This is a genomic window from Burkholderia sp. AU31652, assembly GCF_002223155.1.
Lineage (GTDB): Bacteria > Pseudomonadota > Gammaproteobacteria > Burkholderiales > Burkholderiaceae > Burkholderia.
The window spans coordinates 309,686-327,704 of sequence record NZ_NKFG01000008.1 but is presented as its reverse complement, the minus strand read 5'-3'; the positions used below and the strand labels follow the sequence as shown (position 1 = coordinate 327,704).

General features: G+C 62.6%; 11 protein-coding genes. 9 read left to right on the top strand and 2 right to left on the bottom strand.

All coding sequences use genetic code 11. The features are described from left to right. Positions 1 to 14: 14 nt before the first annotated feature. From CFB40_RS37195 to CFB40_RS37170, 6 genes are all read left to right on the top strand, one after another. A complete protein-coding gene (locus CFB40_RS37195; protein WP_043185634.1) occupies positions 15 to 764 on the top strand; it encodes an SDR family NAD(P)-dependent oxidoreductase in 750 nt (249 codons plus the stop codon). Between the two features lie 92 nt (positions 765 to 856). Continuing rightward, on the top strand, positions 857 to 2,062 hold the full coding sequence (locus tag CFB40_RS37190) for an acetyl-CoA C-acetyltransferase (protein WP_089434230.1): 1,206 nt from the start codon (positions 857 to 859) through the stop codon (positions 2,060 to 2,062). A gap of 15 nt (positions 2,063 to 2,077) precedes the next feature. After that, a complete protein-coding gene (locus CFB40_RS37185; RefSeq protein WP_373452712.1) occupies positions 2,078 to 4,030 on the top strand; it encodes an AMP-binding protein in 1,953 nt (650 codons plus the stop codon). Between the two features lie 18 nt (positions 4,031 to 4,048). Then, complete coding sequence (locus CFB40_RS37180) at positions 4,049 to 5,230, top strand: CaiB/BaiF CoA transferase family protein (RefSeq protein WP_089434228.1); 1,182 nt, start codon at positions 4,049 to 4,051, stop codon at positions 5,228 to 5,230. Between the two features lie 490 nt (positions 5,231 to 5,720). After that, on the top strand, positions 5,721 to 6,902 hold the full coding sequence (locus CFB40_RS37175) for a porin (RefSeq protein WP_089434227.1): 1,182 nt from the start codon (positions 5,721 to 5,723) through the stop codon (positions 6,900 to 6,902). Positions 6,903 to 7,226: 324 nt separating this feature from the next. Next, positions 7,227 to 8,396 carry an alpha/beta fold hydrolase gene (locus CFB40_RS37170; RefSeq protein ID WP_143329957.1) on the top strand — a complete coding sequence of 390 codons (1,170 nt, stop codon included), beginning with the start codon at positions 7,227 to 7,229 and terminating at the stop codon, positions 8,394 to 8,396. Between the two features lie 228 nt (positions 8,397 to 8,624). Here CFB40_RS37170 and CFB40_RS37165 read toward each other — a convergent pair whose 3' ends face one another. After that, the gene (locus CFB40_RS37165; protein ID WP_254600129.1) at positions 8,625 to 9,182 is read right to left on the bottom strand and encodes a TetR/AcrR family transcriptional regulator; all 558 of its coding nucleotides are present in this window, start codon (positions 9,180 to 9,182) and stop codon (positions 8,625 to 8,627) included. A gap of 163 nt (positions 9,183 to 9,345) precedes the next feature. Here CFB40_RS37165 and CFB40_RS37160 point away from each other — a divergent pair, with 163 nt between their 5' ends. The 3 genes from CFB40_RS37160 (at position 9,346) to CFB40_RS37150 (ending at position 16,142) form a co-directional block, all read left to right on the top strand. Beyond that, positions 9,346 to 12,537, top strand: a complete 3,192-nt coding sequence (locus tag CFB40_RS37160) for a bifunctional cytochrome P450/NADPH--P450 reductase (protein WP_089434224.1) — start codon at positions 9,346 to 9,348, stop codon at positions 12,535 to 12,537. 542 nt (positions 12,538 to 13,079) lie between these two features. Continuing rightward, positions 13,080 to 14,903 carry an acyl-CoA dehydrogenase gene (locus tag CFB40_RS37155; RefSeq protein ID WP_089434223.1) on the top strand — a complete coding sequence of 608 codons (1,824 nt, stop codon included), beginning with the start codon at positions 13,080 to 13,082 and terminating at the stop codon, positions 14,901 to 14,903. Positions 14,904 to 14,957: 54 nt separating this feature from the next. Then, positions 14,958 to 16,142: an acetyl-CoA C-acyltransferase gene (locus CFB40_RS37150; RefSeq protein ID WP_089434222.1), complete on the top strand. Its 1,185-nt coding sequence runs from the start codon at positions 14,958 to 14,960 to the stop codon at positions 16,140 to 16,142. A 229-nt stretch (positions 16,143 to 16,371) separates the two neighbouring features. Here CFB40_RS37150 and CFB40_RS37145 read toward each other — a convergent pair whose 3' ends face one another. Further along, the gene (locus tag CFB40_RS37145) at positions 16,372 to 17,994 is read right to left on the bottom strand and encodes a long-chain-fatty-acid--CoA ligase (RefSeq protein ID WP_089434221.1); all 1,623 of its coding nucleotides are present in this window, start codon (positions 17,992 to 17,994) and stop codon (positions 16,372 to 16,374) included. Positions 17,995 to 18,019: the final 25 nt, after the last annotated feature.

Genomic DNA, 18,019 nt, shown 5'->3' with positions numbered 1-18,019 from the left:
TTCAGGAGACACACATGGATCTGGGTTTGACCGGCAAAGTTGCCATCGTCACGGGCTCGGCTCGCGGCCTGGGCGCCGCCACCGCGCGCCGGCTCGCACAGGAAGGGGCGAGCGTCGTCATCACCGACATCAACGCCGAACTGGCGCAAGCCACGGCCAAGGCGCTGCAGGACGACGGTCTGGCCGCACACTGCATCGTAGGTGACATCACGCGGGAAGCAGACGTCCAGCGCCTCGTCGACCAGACGATCGAGCACTTCGGTGGCGTGCATATCCTGGTGAACAACGCCGGTGCACCGCGCGACAAGTACCTGGTCAAGATGAGCGAAGACGACTGGGATTTCGTCATGAACGTCATGCTCAAGGGCGCCTTCCTGGCCGCGCGGGCCGTGATGCCGCATTTCATCGAGCAGGGCTGGGGCCGGCTGATCAACATCAGCTCGCGCGCCTATCTGGGCAATCCCACGCAGGCCAACTACTCGGCTGCGAAGGCCGGCCTGATCGGCATGGCCAAGGCGCTGTCGATGGAAGAAGGCCGCTACGGGATCACGGCAAACTGCGTGGCGCCGGGTTTCATGGAAACGGAAATGGTGCAAGCGCTGCCGACCTACGAAACGATCAAGGAACGCGCCGTGGCCGCGCAGCCGATCAAGCGCGTCGGGCGTCCGGACGACATCGCCGACGCGGTGGCTTTCCTCGCCAGTGAGCGCGCCGGCTTCATCAGCGGCGAAGTGCTGCACGTCACGGGCGGACGCTACGGCTGATCCGGCGACGGCATTGCAACGAACATGGCTGCCGGCGCGTGACACGCGAACGAGGGTGGCTGAATATTGATGACATTCAAGAGGCATTCGAAATGAAACGAGCAGCCATCGTCTCCCCGCTGCGCACCCCCGTGGGCGCGTTTGGCGGAGCGTTGAAGGGCGTTCCCGTGGAGGAACTCGGCGCGACCGTCGCTCGCGCCGTCGTTGAGCGTACCGGGCTCGATCCCGCACGCATCGACGACGTCGTGTTCGCGCAAAGCTATGCGAGCGGCGAAACGCCGTGCACCGGGCGCTGGGTCGCGCTGCAGGCGGGGTTTCCGATCGAAGTGGCCGGCATGCAGTTGGACCGGCGCTGCGGCGGCGGCGTCCAGGCGCTCGCCACGGCAGCCATGATGGTGCAGACCGGCGCGGCCGACGTGGTGATGGCCGGCGGCGTCGAAAGCATGAGCAACGTCGAGTTCTATACCACCGACATGCGCTGGGGCAAGCGTGCGGGCTCGGTCACGATGCACGATCGGCTCGACCGTGGCCGTGAACGCTCGCAACCGGAAAGCCGCTTCGGCCGTATCAGCGGCATGATCGAAACCGCCGAGACGCTGGCGCGCGAATACGACATCACGCGCGACGCGTCCGACCGCTTCGCCGCACGCAGCCATCAGCGCGCCGCCGCCGCGCAGCAGGCCGGATATTTCGACGCGGAGATCGTCCCCGTCGCCGTGCCGCAGCGCAAGGGCGATGCGCTGATCGTCAAACAGGACGAAGGCGTGCGCGGCGAAACCACACTGGAAAGCCTCGCGAAACTGCGTACGATCATGAAGGACGGCGTCGTCACGGCCGGCAATGCATGTCAGCAGAACGACGCGGCCGCCGCCTGCCTGATCGTGGCCGAGGACAAGCTCGACGAGCTCGGACTAACGCCGATCGGCTGGCTGGTCGGCTGGGCCGCCGCCGGCTGCGATCCGGCCCGCATGGGCATCGGCCCGGTGCCTGCCGTGCAGAAGGTGCTGGCACGCACCGGCCTCACGTTCGACCAGATGGACCTGATCGAGCTGAACGAAGCGTTCGCGTGCCAGGCGCTGGCCTGCGTGAAGGGCTGGGGCAGCTCGATGGCGACGCTGGAAGACAAGCTCAACGTGAACGGCTCCGGCATCTCGCTGGGCCACCCCGTGGGCGCGACGGGTGTCCGCATCATGAGCACGCTGCTGCACGAAATGCAGCGCCGCAAGGTCCGCTACGGCCTTGAAACGATGTGCATCGGCGGCGGCCAGGGCATCGCGATGATTGTCGAGCGCGCATAAGGCAGGAGACCGATCATGAGCAACCATGAATCCGGCCAGGTGTGGCAACCCGGCCAGCGCGAGATGCAGCACGCCGGCATCGTGAAACTGATGCACGCATTGGGCGTGCCGTCGTACGAAGAACTGATGCGTGTGTCGATCGCTGAGCCGGAGCGCTACTGGACGACGGTGATGGATGAATGCGCAATCGCATGGGACGCACTGCCGACAGGCTACGCCGACCTGTCGCGCGGCCCGCAGTTTCCGAGCTGGTTCCCCGGCGGCAAACTCAACTGGGTCAACACCATTTATGGCTGGGCGCGCAACCCCGCCACTGCGCAACAAAAGGCCGTGGTCGCCGAGCGGGAAGACGGCAGCGTCAGCGAGCTGACCTACGCGGAGCTGGAGCAGCGCGTCAGCGATTTCGCCGCGGGACTCGTACGGCACGGTGTCAGACAGGGCGACCGCGTCGGCCTGCTGATGGAAAACGGCGTCGAGGCGACCGTCTCGCTGCTGGCCATCGTGCATCTCGGCGCGCTGGTCGTGCCGTTGTTCAGCGGCTTCGGGGTCGATGCGATCGTGGCTCGCCTGTCGGCTGCCGAGGCGCGCATCGTGATCGCATCCACCGGCTTCTCGCGCCGGACCAAGCGGGTGGATGTGCAGGGCGCGCTGCGCGACGCATGGCGCCAGCTGCCGTTGCTCGAACACGTGATCTGGAAGCGCGGCGAAGGCAACACCGCTCAAGATACACGCGACCTCGACTGGCAGGAAACGGCAAGCGCCGGACAGGGCCAGGGCGTCCCGCCGGTGTCCGTCACGCCCGATACGCCGTTCATGGTGATCTATACGTCGGGCACCACGGGCAAGCCGAAAGGCGTGGTGCATACGCACGGCAGCTTCCCGATCAAGATCGCGCACGATTCGCTGGTTCACTTCGACGTGCATCCCGGCGACGTCTACTGCTGGCCCGCCGACATGGGCTGGATCGCGGGCACGCTGGTGCTTGGCTGCGCGCTGCTGCGGGGCGCGACGCTGGTGTGCTACGACGGCGCGCCCGACTACCCCGACTGGTCGCGCATGTCGCGCGTGGTGGAACGTCACCGTGTCACGCACTTCGGATCGGCGCCCACGCTGATCCGCGGGATGGCCAGCCACGAGGCGCTCGCGCTCGCGGGCGATCGCTCCACCGTCCGGTTGCTGATCACGGCAGGCGAAGGCATCGCACCCGAGCATTTCAACTGGTTCCTGCAGCGCTTCGGCGACGGCACGGCGCCCGTCATCAACTACACGGGCGGCACCGAGGCATCGGGCGCGCTGCTCGCGAGCGTCCCGATTCGGCCGATTCCGCCGAGCGGCTTCAACACCGTCTCGCCCGGCGTGGCCGCAGACGTGGTGAATGCCGACGGCCAGAGCGTGACCGGCGAAGTCGGCGAACTGGCAATCCGTGCGCCGTTCGTCGGCATGACGCAGTCGTTCTGGCGCGACGACGAACGCTACCTGGAAACCTACTGGCAGACCATCCCGGGCATCTGGGTCCATGGCGACCTGGCGCTGCGCACGTCCGATGGCAACTACTTCATGATGGGCCGTTCCGACGACACGCTCAAAGTCGCCGGCAAGCGCCTGGGGCCGGCCGAGGTCGAGGAAGTCGTGCTGGAACTGCCGGACGTGGCCGAGGCGGCCGCGATCGGCGTCGCCGATGCGGACAAGGGCCAGAAACTCGTCGTGTTCGTCGTGCCGAAGCCCGGCGCCGGTGGCGCGGGTGCGGATCTGGAGGCCATCGTGTCCGGCCACGTCGACAAGCGTCTCGGTCGCCCGTTCCGGCCGGGCCGAGTGCATGTGGTCGCGCAACTGCCGAAGACGCGCAGCTCCAAGATCATGCGGCGCGTGATCCGCAGCGTGTACTGCGGGCAGCCCCCGGGCGACCTGTCGTCACTCGACAACCCCGGCGCGCTCGACGAAGTGCGCGCTGCCGCGACCTCCGCCTGACTCAACCGCACACGAAACATGAAAGTACTCGAAGGCATCAAGGTCCTCGATTTCGGACGCTTCATCGCCGGGCCGTTCTGCTCGGCACTGCTGGCCGACTATGGTGCGGATGTCATCCGCATCGATCGTGTCGGCGGCGGCGAGGATCGATTTATCGTACCCGTGACCGAGCACGGCGAAGGCGCACTTTTCTTGCAGGTCAACCGCAACAAGCGCTCGATGACGCTCGATCTGGACAGCCCCGAGGGGCGCGATATCGTGCGCAAGCTGGTTGTCGATGCCGACGTGGTGATCGCGAACATGCCGCCCCGCACGCTCAAGAGCCTCGGGCTCGACTACGACAGCCTGTGCGCGATCAAGCCCGACATCATCCTCGTTGCGTCCAATGCATTCGGCAACAGCGAAGCCGTGCGCGACCGCGTGGGCTTCGATGGCGTCGGCCAGGCACTGAGCGGCGCGGTGTACATCGCAGGTACGCCCGATCGGCCGCAAAAGGCCATGGTACCGGTGGTGGACTTCGCCACGGCGTTCTCGTGTGCGCTCGGCGTCATGCTGGCGCTCTACGAACGCCAGCGCAGCGGCATGGGACAGGAAGTCAGCGCGTCGTTGCTGTGCACGGGCCTGAACATGGCCAGCGGCGCGCTGATCGAGGAAGCGTTGCTCGGGCTGGATCGCCAGGCCACGCTGAACCGTGCGTCCGGCTACGCGCCGTCCGACATCTTCAAGGCGACGGACGGCTGGTTCATCACCCAGGTCATCGGCCGTCCGATGTTCAAACGATGGACGCAACTCATGGGCCGACCGGAACTGCTCGACGATCCGCGCTTTGCCGATGACAGGCTGCGCGGCGAGAACGGCGCGTTCCTGAGCGAGCTGATGAGCGCATGGTGCGCGGACAAGACGCTCGCCGACGCGCTGGCCGAATTGGAGCAGGCACGCATCCCTGCGAGCCCCGTCAATTCGCCACGCCAGGCACTGGAAGACGAAACCATCAAGGCTGCCGACGTGATCCACTGGATGGATTATCCCGGTGCGCCGAAAAAGGTGCCCATCTTCGCCACGCCCGTGTCGTTGTCGCGCACGCCGCCGGAGATCCATACGCGACCACCGTTGACCGGCGAGCATACCGATGAAATTCTCGCCGGCCTCGGACTGGACGCATGCGAGGTCGCCGATTTGCGATCGCGCAAGATCGTCTGATCTGCCCTTCCACATCGCCACGCGCACCGGCCATCGATTCGACGGCTGGTGCACAACCGTTCCGGATCAAACAACGTACAACAAGGAACGTGTCGAGACACATGCCGCACTGGAATTCAATCACGTCGACCGAATGCCGGCGCGCTCGGATAACGTGTCTTGCCGGCACTTGAACGGGCCGCGCATGATCTCGGGTTCCAACTTGACGCGGTTTACCCGTAGGGGTCTCTACCCCATCCGCACGGCCTCGGATCATGCGCATTCCAATGCACGGAATCAGACGGGCCAACCGATTGACGATGGGGGTGGTGGCGAATCTAATCATCGAACGTAGCGATTTCTGGACCAGGTAGATTCTGTTGTACCGATCTGAAGTCTCTTCCCAAGGAATCTCATCGGTTCAATTTAATCAGGTTTCCGAATCAACTTTTTGATCCATGAATCGCCACGTCACGATGAATAAATTCAGAAGAGAATTTGGAGACGTTCAATGAGAAAGGCAATTGCGCTTTGCGCAGCGGCAGGCTTCGTCAGCGGTACGGCAAGTGCGCAAAGCACCGTACTGCTCTACGGGATTCTGGATGAGGGTGCCAACTACGTCAGCAATGCGGCTGGCCATCATCTTTACAATCTCTCGAGCGGCGTCCTGAATGGCAGCCGCTGGGGGCTGCGTGTACGGGAGGATCTCGGCAGTGGCTATGGTGTGATCGCCGTGATGGAGAACGGGTTTGACGTCAATACCGGCAAGCTCGGCCAAGGCGGCCTCGAATTCGGTCGGCAGGCGTACGTTGGCCTGTCCAGCCCGTATGGCACGGTCACGCTCGGGCGACAATACGATTCCGTCGTCGATACGCTCGGCCTGTTCGAGGTGGGTGATCAATGGGGCGGCTCCATGGCCGCTCACCCCTCCGACAATGACAACTTCAACAATACGAACCGCGTCAACAACGCGATCAAGTACACCAGCCCGCTCTTTCATGGCGTGACGGCAACCGCGCTCTACTCGCTCGGCGGTGTCGCGGGGCATACGGGCCGCAATCAGATCTGGTCAGCCGGTGTCAGTTACGCGAATGGTCCCCTTTCTTTGGGCGCCGGCTATCTCAACGTCCGAAACCCGAACACGTCGTTCTACGGCTCCGGCGGAACCGTCGCCGCCACGGTCAATGAAGTGCCGGGCTCGAACTTCGGCGCATCACCGGTGATCTCGGGCTATGCGTCGGCGCATTCGCTGCAAGTTATCGGTGCCGGTGCCGCGTATACGATCGGCGCGCTGACGTTGGGAACGACCTACTCCAATACGCAGTTCCGTCATCTTGGCGACACATCGAGCGGGCCGGTGCCCGCTGGCGGCATCGCAGGAACCGCAAAGTTCGACAACGTCGAAGCGAGCGTGAAATACCAGTTCACGCCGTCATTCCTCATCGGTGCCGCGTATGTCTACACGCGGAATAGTGGCGCCGATTCCAAAGGAGGAGCTCATTACAATCAGGCTTCCGTCGGAGCCGATTACTTCCTCTCGAAGCGCACCGACGTCTACCTCGTCGGCACCTATCAGCGTGCCAGCGGGACCGACTCGACCGGTCGAGTCGCCGTCGCGTCCATCAATCAGTTGACGCCGTCGACCTCCAATCACCAAACCGCGATTCGCGTCGCCATTCGACATCGGTTCTGATCCGCGGCGATCCCGTCGACTCATGTGTCGACGCGCCGCGCTGAAGCGATCCCGTTGGCGTATCGGGTTCGCGGGAGGACGCGCGGCGCAAATGATTTTCGGCATGCTTCCACCGGGATCGCCATCCTTCCCTTCAACGGTTGACCGGCCACGCACATCATGAATGAACACAAGGAAACCTGTCGGACTTCGTCGACGGAGGTAAAGCGAGCAAGTTCATCTCGCTCGATCAACGTTCGTGGAAAGCATCCCAAGACAGCATCCGTTGCGCGACGTTCATGCGAATCACGAGGGCGCAGAGCGCTTGCTGCATGGATGATGGCGATGACATTGACGCTCGGAGCCTGCGGCGGGGGCGACGACGTCAACTCCGGGTATGCCAGACTGATGTCTGCAGTACCTCAGGCCGTCACGTCGGTACCGGACGCGCATGCAACGCTTCTCACCTATACGATGCCGGCAACGGCGGGCGGCACGACGCCCGCGACTTCGTTGCTGTTTGTTCCGAAGGGCAATGCACCTGCGGGCGGATGGCCGATCGTCGCGTGGGCGCACGGTACCACGACCGCGGGGCAAGCCACATGCGCACCGAGCCTGACGCTGGACACGCTCGACGGAGGATTGACCGCGCAAGGTTTCCCGAGCCATTACAGCGACTTCATCGAATCGTTGGTTCATGCAGGCTATGCGGTGGTCGCGCCCGATTTCGAAGGCCTGGGACCGGCCGAAAATACCCCGTACCGATACTACAATTCAGCAAGCGAGGCGCGATCGATCATTGCGGCGGTAGTCGCGGCGCGCGAGAGCGACATGCCGCTTTCCACCCATTGGGCGGCCGTCGGACATTCGGAAGGTGGGCGCGGTGTCCTCGAACTCCAGCGTTTTGTCGGTGACGCCTCCCCCCTCGATTTCCGTGGCACGGTCGCCATAGCCCCCTTTACGTCCGTCGCTGCGTCAATCAACGGGCTCAGCGACATGGCCGCCAGCGATCCCACGAATGCCGCGCTCTACACCGCAATCCAGAATTTGTTCGTCGGCATGTTGACTGTCGCGGTGCAAGTCGAATCGCCCAACGTGGACGTTTCAAAGCTGATGGGGGTCGATCTGGCGTCTCAGTTGACGGAGCTGAGGACAAAGTGCGTGTTCGCGGCCTTCGGTCAGATCGGTCAGTTGATCTCGACGAAGACACCTGCCGGATACGCCGGCTTCAATCCGCAGTGGCGTAGCGTGCCGGAAATGCAAGCCTATCTTGCCGCGAATGATCCGGCTGTTGAGCCCGACTTCCGATTGACGGCGCCCACGCTGATCCTTCAGGGTACGGCAGACGTGTTCGTACAACCGACGCTTACGAACGAACTCGTCTCACGGCTGCAGGCGACGACGCCACCGCCTCCCTCACTGGCGTACAAGACCTACCCAGGCAAGGATCACGGCACGGTCATGACCGTTGTTGCACCCGACGTTATCGCGTTTCTGTCCAGTCGATTCCAGTAATGGACGCACGCATGCGGCGCCGCGTTGATGATTGACGTGGAGATATGCGAGTCACCGAAAAGCCGCACGCACCGACCGAGCCTCGCGATCACCCGCGTCGGTCAATACCTGTCGGTTCGTGATGCGACCGAAGACGCCATTCCTGCGCAGCGCGTTCGGTGCAAGTCGATTGGGCACACAGGCGGCGCATGTCGATCAACCTGCCCGCTTCCCGCGCTTCCCCTCTCGCTACTCCGAATCCGCCTGCGCGAACCCGAGCGTCAAACCAAACGCATCGAGGATCGTCGCCGCGGTGCGGGCCATGCGCTTCGCCATGGCCTCCGGCGTCTCGCGCATGGCGCCCTGGCGAAGCCAGTGCACCGCCGTCCAGACCAATCCCCCGCCGAGCACCGTCAGGCAATCCTGCTCGGCTTCCGTGCGGACGCCTTCATAAGGCGGAAGGAGCCGGCCGGAAACGAAGGTCACCAGTTCATCGAAAAACGCCGATGTGGCCGCGTCGTTGAACACGGACAGATAGAAATGCTGATGCGCATTCAGATGCTCGAGAATCAGCGCGGTTTCCACCTCCATTGACCTGAAGAAAGTGGCACTCGGCGGGTTCAGCCGTTTGCCTTGCTCCTCGACGAACGCAAAAGCGTCGTCGAGCCTCACCAGCGCCGCCCGCTGGGCGGCCGACTGAAGGTCGGGAAAGTGCTGATAGAACGTGGGACGCGCGACGCCGGCGCGCTGCACCAACTGAGCAATGCTGAGTTTGTTCAGCGGCGCCTCGTCGAGCAGTTCGGTCATGGCGCGAACGAGCGCGTCGTAACTCCGTTGAAAGCGAGGATCGGCGGTATTAGGGCTTACATCAGGTGACATAAAAAGCTCTGGACACGTGGTTTTGTCTATTTTACATTTGTTCAATAGATCGAGATGCGATGTGCTAACACACCTCTGAAAGGCTATTGAAATGAAGTCCTCATCCCTCGTCCCCCAGCCGCCCCTGAAACCCGTCATCGGTCATCTGATGGAGGTCCTCGGGCCGTCTCCCCTTGCCAAGATGATGGATCTCGCGCGCACTTACGGGCCGGTCTACTGGTTCGAGGTGTTCGGGCAAGGTTACTACGTTGTCAGCGGGCAAACACTGGTGAATGAGGTGTGCGATGAAAGCCGATTTCAGAAGTGTGTGCACCAGTCGCTGCTCGAACTGAGGCCCGCGATCGGCGACGGGTTATTTACGGCATTCGGTGACGAACCGAACTGGGCCAAGGCGCATCGTGTGCTGATGCAGGCGTTCGGCCCGCTCAGTATCTGGTCGATGTTCGACAAGATGGTCGACATCGCCGACCAGATGTTTCTTCATTGGGAGCGGTTCGGCCCGGAGACGCCGGTCGATGTATCCGATCACATGACGCGGCTGACGCTCGATACGATTGCCCTGTGTGCGTTTGATTGTCGTTTCAACAGCTTCTACCGTGAAGACCAGCATCCATTTGTCGATGCCATGGTCAACACCCTCAGCGAGGCCGGCAAGCGCGAGCTGCGGCCAAAGCTTGTGTCGAAGCTGATGGTCAATCGCAGTCGAAAGTTCGACGCGGACATCGCAGTCATGCGATCGCTTGCGACCAAAATGATCGAAGACCGGCGCAAGCACCCGCACGATAACGAAGCGTCGATGGACCTGCTGGACCGCATGCTGAACGGCATCGATCCGGTGACGGGAGAAAAACTCGATGACGAGAACATCGTCTTCCAGATGATTACCTTTCTCATCGCCGGGCATGAAACGACCAGCGGGCTCCTGTCCTTTGCCACCTATTTCCTCCTCAAGAACCCGGACATCCTGCAAAAAGCACGGGACATGGTCGACGAGGTGGTGGGCAGCGAGACGCCGCGGATCGAGCATCTCGCACGACTGCGTTACATCGAACACATCCTCATGGAGACGTTGCGCATCTGGCCGACAGCGCCGGCATTCGCCGTGTCACCGCTCGCCGACACCACGTTCGGCGGCAAATATGCCGTTTCTCCCGACGACATCATCATGATCCTGACGCCCATGTTGCATCGGGATGTGAGCGTCTGGGGCGAGGACGTCGAGGCATTTCGTCCGGAGCGATTTGCGCCGGAGAATGCGGAGCAACTCCCGCCCAATGCATGGAAGCCCTTCGGCAACGGTGCACGCGCCTGTATCGGCCGCCCGTTTGCGATGCAGGAAGCCCATCTCGTCCTGATCATGCTGCTCCAGCGATTCGATTTCTCGTTCGCCGATCCGGACTACGAGCTGGATGTCGCCGAAACGCTTACGCTGAAGCCGACCGGTTTCCGGATCAACGTGAAACCTCGGGCCCGAGGCGCGCTCAAAGCGCCCGATACGGCCGTTCGCGCCCGCTCGAGCGCTCAAAGCCCGAGCGTCGCTCCGGTTCAGTCGACTACTTCCGGCGAAGACGTGTCGACCATGCTCGTCCTCTTCGGGGGAAACACGGGCTCCGCCGAATCCTTTGCAAGACGTATTGCAGGGGATGCGAGTCGTCACGGATTTCACGCGACGTGCGCTCCGCTCGACGATTTCGCAGGAAAACTCGACGGATATCCGGCCATCGTGATCGTCACCGCTTCCTATGAAGGACAGCCGCCCGACAACGCCCGATCATTCGTCCCGTATGTCGAAGCACTCGGCGAAGGTGCGCTGGACGGTGTCCATTTTTCGGTTCTCGGGTGCGGCAACAAGCAATGGGCCCGGACCTACCAGGCGATTCCCAAGCGAGTCGATGAGGCGCTCGAGAAGGCCGGTGCCACGAGAGTGCACGTCAGAGGCGAACTCGATTCCGGTGGCGACTTCTTCGGTGAATTTGACAATTGGTATACCGAAATGTGGGACCGATTTGCAATCAGCGCCGGGAAGGAAGTCTCGACCGTGCAACAGGGCGATACCGCGCTGAAGGTCAGCTTCGCCGAGAATACCCGTGAAAAACTGCTGAACTTCGGCGACATGGCGCATGCGTCCATCGTCGACAACAGGGAACTGGTCGATATCAGCGTGGCCGGCAGCCGCTCCAAAAAGCATATTGAACTGAAACTGCCGGAAGCGATGACGTATCAATCGGGAGATTACCTGGCCGTCCTGCCGCGCAACTCGAAAAACAACGTCGATCGCGTCTTGCGCCGGTTTCGCGTGAGCTGGGACACGCAGGTGGTGATTGAAGGCACGTCAAGTAATCCGCGCCTTCCGCTCGGCCAGCCCATCAGTTGTGGTGACCTGTTCTCGAGCTATGTCGAACTCGCCGTTCCTGCCACCCGATCACAAGTATCGACCCTGGCCGCCGCCACGCGTTGCCCTCCCGAGAAGGTCGAGCTCGAGCGCCTGAGCGCCGACGATTTCGAAGGCGAGATCCTGGGAAAACGGACCACCGTCATGGATCTGCTCGAACGCTTCGGATCCGTCGACCTGTCGCTCGAAAAGTTCCTCGATATGCTGCCCGCGCTGAAAGCACGCCAGTATTCGATCTCGTCTTCCCCGCTTTGGAAAGCAGACCATGTCACGCTGACGGTAGCCGTGGTCGATGCACCGGCGCTCTCCGGCAATGGTCGCCATGAAGGGGTGGCGTCGTCGTATCTCGCGCGGCTCAACACCGGGGACAGCCTGTCCGTTGCAGTCAGGCCATCGAATGCACACTTTCGGCCACCCGCCGAAACCGGTCTGCCGATGATCCTGATCTGTGCCGGTTCCGGTATCGCCCCCTTCCGCGGCTTTCTGCAAGAGCGCGCACTGCAGAAGCAGCAGGGGGAAAACATCGGCAAGTCGTTGCTCTTCTTCGGCATCGATGATCCCGACGTCGACTTTCTTTATCGCGACGAACTCGACGAATGGGCACGATGCGGTGTGGTCGAAGTGATGCCGGCTTACTCGAACCGCCCGGAGGAAGGTGCCCGGTTCGTTCAAGACAAAGTCTGGCTGGAGCGCGAGAAGATCGCCGCCCTGTTTGCGCAAGGCGCCACCGTCTTCGTCTGCGGGGACGGAAAGAACATGGCGCCTGCCGTACGCGCCACGCTTGCCCGCATTTATCAGGAGGCAACGGGAGCGAACGATGAAAGCGCCAGCGCGTGGATCGACACGATGGAGCGGGAGCATGGCAGATATGTTGCCGACGTGTTTGCATGACGGGGACGGGATCCTGCCACGTCCGGTCGCTTCAGACATTTGACCTGCCCCGCCACCGCTTTCCGGAACGGATGCGACACGTGCCTCGATCCGGGCCTGCGCCCTGTTTTCCTTGCGTCCTTCACCCTGGTTCCGGTCGAGTTCCGACCGGAACCAGGGGTTGATCACGCGCCGCTCAACCGCTTCGAATCGCCCCACGTCTTTCAATGACGGCACAGTTCGGAAAGCGACGGGTTAACCACGATCGACCGTCGATGAACACCATGCTAATTTCATAGGCCAAATGACTTGGTCGTTTGATCAACATTGAAATGGACATGCCGTCCCACTGTAAACCACGCGAATCGCTCCATGCATACCGCCTCCGGATATGCACGACCGATCCCCACGATGTCGTAGCGGAGTGGACGACGCCGATCACCCCATGATGTCCTTCAGTGTTTCCGAGCGCGATCGCTTCAAACCCATAATTTCGCATTCCAGAATTTATTGAAGACAGTCGAAATCGCGCCAAGACACCAGACACTCACTCATTCGATTCCATGACTAGCGAACTCACCCTCTCCCGTCGCGACGTGGAGTTCATTCTTTTCGACTGGCTGCAGGTCGAATCGCTTACCGGTCGGCAACGATTTGCCGGGCAGGACCGCTTCGACTACACCTCCGTGCTGGATGTGTACGAATCGCTTGCCACGGACCTCTTCAAACCGCATAACAAGAAGAACGACAGCAACGAACCCGCATTCGACGGAGAACGCGTCACCATCAACCCGGAAGTGGGTGTTGCATTGCGTGCATTTGCGGCCGCCGGCCTGATCAGCGCGTCGTTCCCGAACGAGTGGAACGGCATGAGCCTGCCGAGCACCGTGGAGCGGGCCGGCATGGCGTATTTGCTGGCAGCCAATCCGGGAACCGCGGGCTACGCCTTTCTCACGATCGCCAACGCCAATTTGCTGATGGCCCACGGTGAGCGCGACCGGGTCGAGCACTACGTCAAGGCCATGGCGGAAGGGCGATGTTTTGGCACGATGTGCCTGTCGGAGCCGCAAGCCGGGTCGAGTCTTGCCGATATCCGCACGCGCGCGGTTCCAAGCCGGGACGGCCGCTACCGCCTGTTCGGCAACAAGATGTGGATCTCCGGCGGCGATCACGAGATTGCCGAGAACATCGTCCACCTGGTACTGGCCAAGATTCCCGATGAAAACGGCCAGCTTCCTCCGGGCGTTCAAGGGATATCGCTCTTCACCGTCCCGCGCAAGTTGATCAACGCCGACGGGCTGCCCGGCGAGCGAAACGATGTCGTCCTCGCAGGCATCAATCACAAGATGGGGTACCGCGGCACGGTCAATTGCCTGCTGAACTTTGGTGAGGGTCGCTACCGTCCGGGAGGCGAAGCGGGCGCGATCGGGGAGATCGTCGGCGAGCCCGGCAAAGGCCTGGCCTACATGTTCCACATGATGAACGAGGCGCGTATCTCGGTCGGCCTCGGCGCCGCCGCGATCGGCTATACCGGCTACCTTCACTCGCTGGATTATGCGAAGACGCGCCTGCAGGGCCGGACACGCGGTGACCGGTCGCCCGCCTCGGGACAGGCCCCCATCATCCGTCATGCCGACGTCCGGCGCATGCTGCTCGCGCAAAAGGCCTACGTGTCGGGTGCACTCGCGTTGTGCCTGTATGCGGCTCGACTGAGCGACGATATCCATTCGCAAGAAGACGCCGGCGCCCGCGAAGACGCGCATGGCCTGCTCGACCTGCTCACGCCCGTCGTCAAGAGCTGGTCGTCCCAATGGGGCCTCGTCGCCAACGATCTCGCCATTCAGGTGCATGGCGGCTACGGTTACACGCGCGAATACAACGTCGAGCAGTTCTATCGCGACAATCGGCTCAACCCGATACACGAAGGCACATTCGGTATCCAGGCGCTCGACCTGCTGGGCCGAAAGACGCGTGCAAACGGCGGCGCCGCGATGCATGCTCTCGACCGGAAAATCGCCGCGACGGTATTCAAGGCACGGTCGATCCGTTCGCTCCATGGCCATGCCGACACGCTCGAATGCGCGTGGGAGCGCATCCGACTCGTCACCCACGCGCTGCACCGGATCGACGACCCGGAGCTCCAGCTGGCGAATGCGGCGGCCTACCTCGAAGCATTTGGCCATGTCGTCGTCGGCTGGCTCTGGCTCGATCAGGCGCTCGTGGCCAACACGCTCGAGAGCGGCCCCACCGGGAGCGACTTCCATCGCGGCAAGCTCGCCGCGTGCGACTACTTCTTCGGGTGGGAAATGCCCAAGGTGGCCGCATGGCTGGCGGTGCTCAATCCCGTGGAAACCACGCCCCTGACGATGCCGGAGCACTGGTTCTGACCCGTGCGCGCAGCCTCCATTTCGTTGCTTCCGTCTAATTCATGAGGATGTCATATGATTGATGCCGTCATCGTTTCCACCGCGCGCACGCCGATCGGCAAGGCCTATCGCGGCGCGTTCAACCTCACGCACTCGCCCACCCTGCTCGGTCACGCCATCCGGCATGCCGTGCTGCGCGCCGGGATCGAACCGGATCGCATCGAGGACGCCGTCATCGGTTCGGTGCTCAACGCGGGAACCGCCGGCAACAATGTCGCCCGACAAGGTGTGCTGGCGGCCGGGCTGCCTGCTTCGGTCGGCGCGCAAACGCTTGACCGCCAATGCGCATCGGGCCTGATGGCGATCGCCACGGCCGCCAAACAGATCATGTGCGACGGGATGCAGGTGGTGGTCGCGGGCGGCCAGGAAAACATCTCGGCGGTACAGACGCGCTACTTCGAGTGGACGCGTGCCGACCAGGATCCCAACGTGCTGGCCGTGCAACCCGCCGCCTACATGCCGATGCTCGAGACCGCCGAGTTCATTTCCCGCAAGTACGGGATCGCTCGGGACGTGCAGGATCAGTACGCGCTCGATTCCCAGCTGCGCACTGCCGCCGCACAAAAGGAAGGCCGCTTCTCGAACGAAATCGTCCCGATCACGACACAGATGCGGGTCGTCGACAAGGCGACCGGCGAAACGTGGCGGAGGGAGGTCACGCTCACGCAGGATGAGGGGAATCGTCCCGGCACGACGCTCGAATCGCTTGCCGGGCTCGCACCGGTGGTCGACGGTGGCGTGGTGACCGCCGGAAACGCAAGCCAGCTGTCGGACGGTGCAAGCGCCTGCGTCCTGATGAACGGCAAGACCGCCGAACAGATCGGCGCGACGCCCCTCGGCATCTATCGCGGCATGACCGTCGTCGGCAATGCGCCCGAGGAAATGGGCATCGGCCCCATCTACGCGATTCCCAAGCTCCTGAAGCTTCATGGCCTGACAGTCGACGACATCGGACTGTGGGAGCTCAACGAGGCATTTGCCTGCCAGGTGCTGTACTGTCGCGACAAGCTGGGAATCGATCCGGCCCGATACAACGTCAACGGCGGCAGCATTTCGATCGGCCATCCGTACGGGATGACGGGCGCCCGTCTGGTCGGACACGCACTGATCGAAGGCAAACGACGCGGCGCGCGCTACGTCGTCGTGGCGATGTGCGTGGGGGGCGGCATGGGTGCGGCCGGCTTGTTCGAAGTCGTCTGACGGAACGCGCCTTTACCCGCGGCACGAATGGGGCGGCAGCCCCGCTCATGCGGGCCCTGCCTGCCTTTCCGGGGATGCTTGAGCGGACCTTGCGTCGCCAGCGCGCCTGATGCGCCGTCGCATCAGGCGCCGGCGTGCGGCGGACTTTTTCCGCGCTGCCATTCACGTGCCGGTTAGGAGACGGGTGATGCCGGCCACTCAATCTCCCGGCATCACCTCGGTCACCACGTCAATTGTTCGACACCCGCAACTCGCGCCGAAGGATCTTCCCGACGTTGCTCTTTGGCAGGCTGTCGCGAAACTCGATGCTTTTCGGGCGCTTGTAACCGGTCAGCTGGCCTTTACAGAACGCCATCAGGTCTTCGAACGTCAGCGCCGGATCCTTCCTGACCACGAACAGCTTGACGGCCTCTCCGGAATGCTCGTCGGGTACGCCGATCGCTGCGACCTCGAATACACCGGGATGGTTGGCGACGACGTCTTCGATCTCGTTCGGGTAGACGTTGAAACCGGACACGAGAATCATGTCCTTCTTGCGGTCGACGATTCGCACGAAGCCCGCTTCGGAGATCGACGCAATGTCACCCGATCTGAAGAAGCCGTCCTCGGTCATCACCTTCGCGGTCTCGTCCGGCCGCTGCCAGTAACCCGCCATCACCTGCGGACCACGAATGCACAGCTCTCCGGCTGCGCCGGGCGGCAATTCGTTGCCGTCGTCGTCCCGGATCGACACTTCCGTGGAGGGCAACGGCAGGCCGATGGTGCCGTTGAACTCACTCCCGGTCACGGGATTGACCGCGACGCAAGGTGATGTCTCGGACAGCCCGTATCCGTCGATGATCGGCGCGCCGGTCATCTCCTTCCAGCGCCTGGCGACGGCTTCCTGCGTGGCCATCCCGCCACCGCTGGCCAGCAGCAGATTGGAGAAATCGAGGCGCGAGAAGTCGGGGTGATGGAGCATCGCGTTGAAGAGCGTGTTGACACCCGGAAAATTCGTGACCTTGTATCCCGCGAGCGACTTGATCATCCCGCCGATGTCCCGCGGATTCGGCACCAGTACGGAAAGCGCCCCCATGTGAATCGTCAACAGGCAGCAAACATTGAGCGCAAAGATGTGATAGAGCGGAAGTGCCGCCACCGTGATGAACTGCGTCACGTCAGGGCGCAAATCGCGCGCCGGGTTGAACCAGACGTCCGACTGCAATACATTCGCGACGATGTTCCGATGCAACAGCGTCGCGCCTTTCGACACGCCGGTTGTCCCGCCCGTATATTGGAGAAAAGCGACATCGTCCGGCGACTGGGAAGCCGGTACGAATGTGCCCCGACGTCCCTCCTCGATCGCGTCGTCAAATGCCGCATACGGGCTCGGCTTCCGTTCCGCGCCGGAAGCGTTGCCCTGCGTGGCCACCAGAACATGCTTCACCTGAGTATGCGCAAGGATTGCATCCAGCGTTGCCGTGCAGCCGTCGAGAATGACGATCGCCTCCGCGCCGCTGTCATTCAGCTGGTGTTGCAGCTCGCGGGGCGTATAGAGCGGGTTGACGTTGACGACAACGTAGCCGGCGCGCAACACCGCACAAATCGAGATCGGGTACTGCAACACGTTCGGCATCATGATGGCGACCCGCGCACCCCGCTCGAGGCCGCGTGACTGCAGCCACGCGGCCAGTGCTCGGGACATCACGTCGAGCTCACCATAGGTGATCTGCTTTCCATCGCACGCAAACGCCGGATTCGCGTGAAACCGGCTGAAGCTTTGTTCGATCAATGCAGTGATGTTTCGATACGCGCTGGAATCAAGCTCTGCCGGAACCCCCGGCGGATAGGCATCAAGCCAGATCTTTTCCATACCCAATCTCCTCTGTCCCATTTGA